An 8883-nucleotide genomic window follows, 5' to 3' on the forward strand; every position below is an offset into this window, starting at 1 on the left:
TAGCCGGCAATACGAAAACCTTATCCGGAAACATGAAAACCTTAGTTAACCGCTCGCTAACCTTTGTTTGCCACTCGAAAACCTTTGTCAGCGACACGAAAACCTTTGTTTGCGACCCTCCGGGGGCTTACGGAGTGTTTTACACCTCATAAATTATGTTTTACGGTAGTCTCTGGAAGAATTTCAGTGCTTACTGGATGTTTTTCAGTGCTCAATGGAAGATTTACAGTACTCACTGGACGTTTTTCGGCGTGTATGTTGACTTTTGAGCGCTTACCGGACGTTTTACACCCCTTACCGGATGTTTTTATGGCATACTTTGCGTTTTACGGTGCGTACCGGACGTTTTCACAGGCTTACTGTAAGCTTTATCAGCGTTTCCAATAGCTTTACAATAATACAAAGAACAAAAAACGATTCTCCCTGCAAACTTACCAGGGGCTACTTTAACAGGCTGGCTTACTTTTTTTTTGTTGATCTATAATCTATGTAACGCTTCTTCTTATTTTATTTTCGTTTCAAATATAATAATTTTTTTAATAACCAAATTTTATTTTAAAATACTTTCAAAAAATTCTGAAATTTCATTTTTTTAAAACAAAACTTTAATACACTCTCTTTTCCCATGATTTTAACAGATACCCCCACTCTAAACTTTAGAAAATTTTTAAATTTTTGCTTTCTTATTTCTTAGTTTTTAAATTCTGCTTCCCGCAGCATTTTCAAATCTTCAAATCACCAAATTTTCAAATTAACTAATTAGCTAATTAAAATCTTCCCGTCAGGCTGAATTTGCAATCCCGCTCGGAACATAGCGGAATTTGTAATTCCGTCAATAAAAAACTATTCCGCCCTTTCGGGGCTAACTCATGCGGAATGATTTGTTGAATAAGTCGCGGCTAAGAGCAATTTACACTTCTGTTCGTAAAATACCGGCAAATGGTTACTTCTATCGAGATATAAATGCAAAACAAACATGATTACAAAGGAATAAATCGCCATTTGATAGTCTTTATGCAGAATTAATTTATTTTTGCAAATGAAACCTGAGTTTTTCAGTGATATATACTATTTACTTGCAAACAGGGACAACAAACACAGCAAGCTTAAACCCTTAACTACAATGAAAAAAACGGCATTGATTATTTTGGGGTTTGCAATATCATTTTGTTCTGGTTTCTATTTCAAGGCTATCATTACAAAGCAACCCAGCATCAACATTAATACAAAACAACCTGACAACAACATCAAAATGAAAAAAGTAACAGGGATTGGCGGTATCTTTTTTAAATGTAAAGATCCTGGTAAAATTAAAGAATGGTATAAAACACATTTGGGCTTCGACACCGACCCATACGGTGCACGTTTTGAATGGCAGGAAAGCACCAACCCAACCCAAAAAGGTTCTACCCAATGGAGTCCGTTTTCAGAAACGGATAATTATTTTGACCCTTCAACCAAAGACTTTATGATTAATTACAGAGTCGAGAATTTGGTTAGCCTTGTTGAACAACTTAAAAAAGAAGGAATAACCATTATTGACACAATTGAGACCTATGAATATGGCAAATTTGTTCACATTATGGATATCGAAGGAAACAAAATAGAACTATGGGAACCCAACTATGATTATGTTGCAACAGATAAAAAACAAAACGAATAAACAGGGCTTTAATACCGTCCGTGCCCGCACTTCGTAAGACTCCACCCGGAGCACAATGCCCCTCCCTGATTAAATCGTGGTGTAATTCCGCAAGCGGGAATAAAAATTATGTATTTAAAAGCGGATACGAAAACAAAAATCAATAAAACTCAGATGGTATCAAAATCAATGTTTGTATTTTTATCGCATTAATAACCTGAGTCCGGGCTAAGGTTGCAAACCATCCTTGCAATATTTCAGTATGTTACATTTCGCCGTTGGCGATGAAGTAACAAAAACTAAAAATTCCGAATTGCACAAAAAAACGACGACGGTTTAATCTTTCTCCACCTCTTTTCTCAGTATCTGGAGAGCCTGAAGAGCCGTTTTGTGGATATTACGCTGGCGGTGTTCTCCGAAAAGAAATTTTTCGCTGATTGTGGTCTTCGGAGTAGCAATAGCAATCCAGGTAGTTCCAACAGGCTTTTCGATGGTACCTCCGTCGGGTCCGGATATGCCGCTGGTAGCTATGGCATAATCAGTGTTAAATATGTGTCTTGCGCCTTCCGCCATTTCGATAACGCATTGCTGGCTAACGGCACCAAATTGTAACAGGGTTTGATGTTGCACACCCAAAAGTTGCTCCTTTACCTCGTTGGCATACGCCACTACGGAACCTTTAAAATAAGCAGAGCTTCCCGGAACACCTGTAATCATGTGTGCTACATAACCACCAGTACAGCTTTCGGCAGTAGAAATGGTTTTCCCCTTTTGCATTAATAATTTGCCAACCACATGTTCGAGGGTATCATCGTCGAAGCCAAAAACCAGGTCGGGAATCAGTTGTAACAATGTGGATGTTTGTTTTTCTATTTCACGGGTAAGAGATTCTTTGTCATTTCCGGTTGCGGTAAGTCGCAAACGGACCAAACCGGGCTGGGGAAGATATGCCAGTTTGATGTAAGAAGGCAAGGCTGCCTCCCAGTGTCGGATTTTAACAGCAAGGAAACTTTCGCCCATTCCCTGCGTTAGAATGGTTTTATGCACTATAGCCCCGCTTGTGAACCGTTTAGCCAGCTCGGGCAAAATGTAATCACTCATCATAAGTTTCATTTCAAAAGGAACTCCCGGCATGGAAACATAAATAATTCCATTCTTTTCAAACCACATTCCGGGCGCAGTGCCGTTAAGATTGGCAATAGGAATACAATTTGCAGGTACTTCCGCCTGTTTGCGATTGAGTTCCGTAACCCTAAAACCACGCATGGCAAATATAGTTTCCACATTTTTATAGGAAGCCTCATCAGCGACAAGATGAGTATCGAAATATTCGCAAAGGGTTTGTTTGGTAATATCGTCGTTAGTGGGACCCAATCCGCCGGTAAGCATCACGATGCTAACCCTTTTAGTTGCTTCGGCAAGGGTTTGCAAAATTGCCTGCCGCACATCGGCTATCACCGTAACCTGCTTTACCTTTATTCCGATAAGGTTAAGTTGTTCTGCCATCCAGGCGGCATTGGTGTTTACCACCTGCCCTATGAGCAATTCGTCGCCTATACTAATGATTTCTGCTTCCATATTATGAGTAAAAAAAATTCTTTGTCCGGGTTATCACTTCTTTACAATAATTTGTAAATTGATGAGTTTTTTGAACATAGATAAACGTTTGAATGTTTAATATTGCGTAGCTTTGCGTTTTATTTACGTGAACAAAATTATAATTAATACATGGAAAAAATAAAAGAATCGGAATTAATTATCAATACCGACGGCAGCATATACCATTTATCCATTCATCCTGAAAATATTGCCGATACTATCATCGTGGTAGGCGATCCCGGACGGGTAGAAAAAATTTCCAGCCACTTTCAAAAAATAGAATTTAAAAAACAAAACCGTGAATTACTTACCCATACCGGTTGTTATAACGGCAAACGCCTGAGTGTTCTTTCCACCGGAATGGGGACCGATAATTTGGACATCGTGATAAACGAACTGGATGCACTCGTGAATATTGATTTGAAAAAACGTATTCCCAAAGCAACACATACTTCGCTGAACATCATTAGGCTGGGTACTTCAGGTGCTTTGCAGGCAGACATCCCTGTGGATTCGTTTATCGTCTCCTCCTACGGGCTGGGGCTCGACGGCTTACTGAACTTTTACAATTACAACGAAAATATCAACGACAAAGCTATAGCCGATGCTTTTGCAGCGCAAACCGGCTGGAACGAAAACCTGCCCTATCCCTATGTTGTAAAAGCCTCCACTTTTCTTGAAAGAAAAATTGGCAAAGGACTTATTAGCGGAATCACTGCAACGGCTTCCGGATTTTATGGTCCGCAGGGAAGGGTGTTGCGCATCCCGCTTGCCTACCCCGAAATGAACCGCAATATTGAAAACTTTTCTTACAAAGGGCAACGTATTGTTAACTTTGAAATGGAGACTTCCGCATTATACGGTTTGTCGGCTATTTTAGGACACCAGGCACTTACAGTTTGTGCCGTAGTTGCAAACCGGGTTTCCATGCAGTTTAGTACACACCATGATAAAGCAGTGGATGAATTAATAACCCTGGTATTAGAAAGATTAACTGAATGATGTATGGCAAGTCTCCCCGAAAATAAGGAATTTGAAGCACTGGTAAGTCTGCTGGACGAGCCTGATGCCATCGTCTATGAGCAAATCATGGAAAAGGTGGTTTCTTTGGGAAAAGATGTGATTCCTTATCTTGAAAAATCGTGGGAAAACAATTTCGATGAAACCCTGCAGAATCGTATAGAAGATATCATCAAGCAGATACAGCACAACACCCTTTTCAGTGATTTTCAAACTTGGAAAGAAAACCCTGAAAACAATCTGTTGCAGGCTTACCTGTTGATTACCCGTTTCCAGTACCCACATTTGGATGAATTTGACATCACCCGGCAATTAGGACGTATCACACAGGATGTCTGGCTCGAACTAAACGATAATCTTACTGCCTTCGAAAAAATCAAGGTGTTCAATAAAATATTTTACGACTTTCACCATTTCAGCGGGAACTTAGAAAACCTGTTAACACCCGATAGCCTTTACCTCAACCGCCTACTCGAAACACGGAAAGGAAACCCCCTTTCGCTGGGCATTTTATACAGCATCATCGCCCGAAGTCTTAAAATACCGGTATATGGAGTGATGTTACCCGAACACTTCATACTTGCCTGTGCCAAAGGAGAAATTACCTCCAGGATGATGGAAGAAGGTAGCGGAGAGATACTTTTTTACATCAACCCTTTCAACAGGGGCGAAATGTTTACACGCAACGAGGTGAACACTTATCTGAAGCAACTAGATATTGTTCCGAAAAGGAAGTATTTTTATCCCAGCAATGACCTGCAGATAGTAAAGATAATGATACAAAGCCTGATAGCATCTTACATCCAATTGGAAGCCCCCGACAAGGTAGAAGAGCTTGAGGATTTACAAAAAATACTCGATTAGCGGTAATATGCTGATAAAAATGTACGGATGTTTTTTTCAACCCGTGCGGGAACATTGCTTACATCCGATTTTACAAAATTTTCTCCCGTAATATTTTCGAACAATTCAATATAGCGTTCGGAAACCGATTGCACAAATTCCGGGGTCATTTCCGGAACTGCTTGTCCTTCTTTTCCTTCGAATCCGTTTTTCATAAGCCATTCGCGCACAAATTCTTTTGAAAGCTGGCGTTGCGGATGGTTGTTTTTCTGGCGTTCAGCATATCCATCCTGATAAAAATACCGGGACGAATCGGGTGTATGAATTTCATCTATGAGAAAGATTTCGCCACGGGTTTTTCCAAATTCATATTTGGTATCCACCAAAATAAGCCCCATAGTAGCAGCAATTTCACTTCCTCTTTTAAAAAGTGCCTGCGTGTATTTTTCCAGTTGTTCGTAATCCTCAACTGTTGCCAGTCCTTGTTTAATAATATCTTCTTTGGAGATGTCCTCGTCGTGTCCCACGGATGCCTTGGTGGTAGGTGTGATGATCGGCGACGGAAATTTGTCATTTTCTTTCATCCCCTCGGGCATTATTTCGCCACAAATTCTGCGTTTACCGGCTTTGTATTCGCGCCAGGCATGCCCCGAAAGGTAACCACGTATTACCATTTCTACCTTAAAGGGTTCGCAGAGTCTGCCTACAGTAACCATAGGGTCAGGCACAGCTATTTTCCAGTTAGGTACGATATCGCTGGTGATATCCAGAAATTTAGCCGCTATTTGATTCAGTACCTGCCCTTTGTAAGGAATTCCTTCAGGCAGTACCACATCGAATGCCGAAATCCTGTCAGTGGCTATCATTACTAACAAGTCATCGTGAATAGAATATACATCGCGTACTTTTCCATGATACACATGGGTTTGTCCGGGAAAATTATAACAGGTATCTACAATGGCATTGGGCATAGGTTACGGGTTTTAACGGGTTTCTGTATTATAGGCTTTAATGATTCGGGTAACTAATTTATGCCGGATCACGTCCCCTTCGTCTAACATGATAAACGCAATACCGTCAACATTTTTCAGTATCTGCATGGCATGGATGAGCCCCGACGACTGGTTTTTGGGAAGGTCAATCTGGGTAATATCTCCTGTAACCACAAAACGGGAAGATTTTCCCATACGGGTAAGGAACATTTTCAACTGACTTTCAGTAGTATTTTGAGCTTCATCGAGTATTACGAAGGCATTATCGAGTGTGCGACCCCGCATAAAAGCAAGAGGGGCAATTTCAATGGTTCCTTCTTCAAGGTAGGTAAGCAATTTTTGTGTAGGAAGCATATCGCGCAAGGCATCGTACAAAGGCTGGAGGTAAGGATCGAGTTTCTCTTTCAGGTCGCCGGGAAGAAAACCAAGGTTTTCGCCAGCCTCCACTGCAGGACGGGTAAGGATAATCCGTTTTACTTCTCTGTTTTTTAAAGCTTTTACAGCCAATGCCACTGCGGTGTACGTTTTTCCTGTGCCGGCAGGTCCTATGGCAAATACCAAATCGCAGACGGTGCAACTTTCCACCATTTTTTGCTGATTAGGCGTGCGCGACCGGATTTGCATTCCATTTTTGCCATGTAACAAAATATGGTTATCCTCGGCAGCAGTTGCTATGGTTTCTTCGCCATTACTGTGTAAAACCTGAAAAATATCTTCATCACTGAGTTTTCCAAATTTATCAAAATGCAACAAAAGAAGGCTAAATTTGGCAACAAATACTTTTATTTCCTCTTCCTCGCCCCAAATTTTAAGTTCTTCGCCTCGGGCTACAATTTTCAGTTTAGGGAAAAAAGATTTCAGCAGATGCAGGTGTTTATCATTAACCCCGTAAATATCAATGGGATTATATGCACTCAAATTGATAATTTCCTCCATCTTCAGTAAAATTTGAAAAAGTTTATTGCTGCGTTTAGTGTGTTTCTATTTCTTTATACTTTTGAAAGTGCAAAAATAGGTGTTTTTGTGGAAAATAAAAACAGATTTTAACCCGTTTTATTCATGTCAATTATCACATTAACAAGCGATTGGGGGCTTAATGACCATTATGTGGGTGCTGTAAAGGGCAATATACTTAAGCATATGCCTGATGCCTGTATTGTTGACATTACCCATTCTGTTACTCCTTTCGACCTATCACAGGCGGCTTTTGTTATCCGCAATGTGTATCGCGATTTTCCGAAAGGAACGGTACACATTATCGGAATCAATACCGAAGAATCGAAAAAAATTTCTCATCTGGTTGTTAAAGCCGAGGATCAATATTTTATCAGTGCCGACACGGGTATTTTTTCACTTATTTTTGATAAAAAACCAGATCTGGTAATTGAACTCCGGGTTTTTGCCGATACCGGTTTTTATACCTTTTCAGCCCGTGATGTGTTTGCCAAAGTGGCAGTACACCTCGCTTCAGGCAAGCCTGCCGAAGAATTGGGTTTTGAAATTAAAGATTTTTCGCAGGAGCTGCTTCCATTTAAGCCTGTAGTGTTGGAAAACAGCATCATCAAAGGACATATCATTTATATTGATGCTTACGAAAACCTGATAACCAATATCGGAGCAGATTTATTCAGGACTGTGGGGCAGAATAGTCCCTTTACTATTTACCTTCGCAATCCATCCTATACCCTTACTACCATTCACGAAACCTACGACGATGTAAAAAAAGAAGGAGAAATGGTGGCATTGTTTAATTCGGGCGGATATCTTGAAATAGCACTGAATAAAGGCAATGCAGCAGGATTATTAGGAATGGAAATCAATGATCCGGTACGAATAGAGTTTGATAAAAAATAATTACTTTTGCGCTCGCAAACCCATCATACATTTTCCTATGTTTACACTTCTGCGTAAAGAAGTAAGGAGTTTTTTAAGTTCGTTTATCGGCTATATAGTTATCATTGTTTTTCTGTTGGTTAACGGACTATTTCTCTGGTTTTTCCCACTCGACTTCAACATTCCCGACAACGGGTACGCCAACCTGGATGGACTGTTTCTGCTGGCTCCTTTTGTTTTTTTGTTTCTCATCCCGGCTATTACCATGCGTATGTTTGCCGACGAAAAAAAGAGCGGAACTATTGAACTGCTGCTTACTAAACCCCTTACCGACCTTCAGTTGGTACTGGCAAAGTATTTTGCAGGGTTGATACTGGTAGTTTTTTCCCTTCTCCCCACCTTGGTTTATTACCTTTCAGTGTATCTTCTCGGATCTCCTGTCGGCAATCTCGATTCAGGAAGCATCTGGGGCTCATATATCGGTTTGTTATTTTTGGGAGCTGCTTTCGTTGCAATTGGTCTGTTTTCATCTTCTCTTACTGATAATCAGATAGTTTCGTTTATACTTGCCCTACTTTTGTGTGGCTTTTCCTATTTGGGATTCGAGTTTATTTACTCCTTCAATTTCTTTGGAAAATTTGACCTTTTCATTAAATCGCTGGGCATTTCGGCACATTATTCTTCAATGAGCCGCGGTGTGATTGACACCCGCGATGTATTGTATTTCCTGAGTATTATCACCGTTTTTATCCTGTTTACTAAGATCTCGCTCGAAAGCCGAAAGTGGTAGAATGTATGAAATGAGTATAAAGAAAACTATATCAAACGGCATGAAAACCTCCATATGCGAATTCCATGTGACCATTAAAAAACAAGTTATTTTCACATGAAAAAATTCTTTAAAAAATTAGCACCCGAACTTTCCGACAGGAGAAGAAACACCCGGAAAAACAA

Annotated in this window: 8 protein-coding genes; 5 read left to right on the forward strand and 3 right to left on the reverse strand. The window is 40.3% G+C overall.

The window, feature by feature from the left end:
* Positions 1–1039 precede the first annotated feature (1039 nt).
* On the forward strand, positions 1040–1663 hold the full coding sequence (locus M0R21_08445) for a VOC family protein (GenBank protein ID MCK9617853.1): 624 nt from the start codon (positions 1040–1042) through the stop codon (positions 1661–1663).
* 315 nt (positions 1664–1978) lie between these two features.
* Here M0R21_08445 and M0R21_08450 read toward each other — a convergent pair whose 3' ends face one another.
* Positions 1979–3220, reverse strand: a complete 1242-nt coding sequence (locus M0R21_08450) for a competence/damage-inducible protein A (protein MCK9617854.1) — start codon at positions 3218–3220, stop codon at positions 1979–1981.
* A gap of 150 nt (positions 3221–3370) precedes the next feature.
* Here M0R21_08450 and M0R21_08455 point away from each other — a divergent pair, with 150 nt between their 5' ends.
* Positions 3371–4243 carry a nucleoside phosphorylase gene (locus tag M0R21_08455; protein MCK9617855.1) on the forward strand — a complete coding sequence of 291 codons (873 nt, stop codon included), beginning with the start codon at positions 3371–3373 and terminating at the stop codon, positions 4241–4243.
* A gap of 3 nt (positions 4244–4246) precedes the next feature.
* Positions 4247–5125: a transglutaminase-like domain-containing protein gene (locus M0R21_08460; protein ID MCK9617856.1), complete on the forward strand. Its 879-nt coding sequence runs from the start codon at positions 4247–4249 to the stop codon at positions 5123–5125.
* Here the strand turns inward: M0R21_08460 and M0R21_08465 are convergent.
* Together M0R21_08465 and M0R21_08470 are read right to left on the reverse strand one after the other, a co-directional pair.
* The gene (locus M0R21_08465) at positions 5122–6075 is read right to left on the reverse strand and encodes a phosphoribosylaminoimidazolesuccinocarboxamide synthase (protein ID MCK9617857.1); all 954 of its coding nucleotides are present in this window, start codon (positions 6073–6075) and stop codon (positions 5122–5124) included. The genes M0R21_08460 and M0R21_08465 overlap by 4 nt on opposite strands.
* A gap of 12 nt (positions 6076–6087) precedes the next feature.
* A complete protein-coding gene (locus M0R21_08470) occupies positions 6088–7032 on the reverse strand; it encodes a PhoH family protein (protein MCK9617858.1) in 945 nt (314 codons plus the stop codon).
* Between the two features lie 123 nt (positions 7033–7155).
* Here M0R21_08470 and M0R21_08475 point away from each other — a divergent pair, with 123 nt between their 5' ends.
* The gene (locus tag M0R21_08475; GenBank protein MCK9617859.1) at positions 7156–7950 is read left to right on the forward strand and encodes an SAM-dependent chlorinase/fluorinase; all 795 of its coding nucleotides are present in this window, start codon (positions 7156–7158) and stop codon (positions 7948–7950) included.
* 37 nt (positions 7951–7987) lie between these two features.
* On the forward strand, positions 7988–8719 hold the full coding sequence (gene gldF, locus M0R21_08480; protein ID MCK9617860.1) for a gliding motility-associated ABC transporter permease subunit GldF: 732 nt from the start codon (positions 7988–7990) through the stop codon (positions 8717–8719).
* Positions 8720–8883: the final 164 nt, after the last annotated feature.

This window comes from Lentimicrobiaceae bacterium (assembly GCA_023227965.1).
Taxonomy (GTDB): domain Bacteria; phylum Bacteroidota; class Bacteroidia; order Bacteroidales; family JALOCA01; genus JALOCA01.

Bases quoted from the DNA above. Each gene is read 5' to 3' on its own strand.
- M0R21_08445 (MCK9617853.1), top strand. From the start codon at position 1,040: ATGAAACCTGAGTTTTTCAGTGATATATACTATTTACTTGCAAACAGG.
- M0R21_08450 (MCK9617854.1), bottom strand. From the start codon at position 3,220: ATGGAAGCAGAAATCATTAGTATAGGCGACGAATTGCTCATAGGGCAG.
- M0R21_08455 (MCK9617855.1), top strand. From the start codon at position 3,371: ATGGAAAAAATAAAAGAATCGGAATTAATTATCAATACCGACGGCAGC.
- M0R21_08460 (MCK9617856.1), top strand. From the start codon at position 4,247: ATGGCAAGTCTCCCCGAAAATAAGGAATTTGAAGCACTGGTAAGTCTG.
- M0R21_08465 (MCK9617857.1), bottom strand. From the start codon at position 6,075: ATGCCCAATGCCATTGTAGATACCTGTTATAATTTTCCCGGACAAACC.
- M0R21_08470 (MCK9617858.1), bottom strand. From the start codon at position 7,032: ATGGAGGAAATTATCAATTTGAGTGCATATAATCCCATTGATATTTAC.
- M0R21_08475 (MCK9617859.1), top strand. From the start codon at position 7,156: ATGTCAATTATCACATTAACAAGCGATTGGGGGCTTAATGACCATTAT.
- gldF (MCK9617860.1), top strand. From the start codon at position 7,988: ATGTTTACACTTCTGCGTAAAGAAGTAAGGAGTTTTTTAAGTTCGTTT.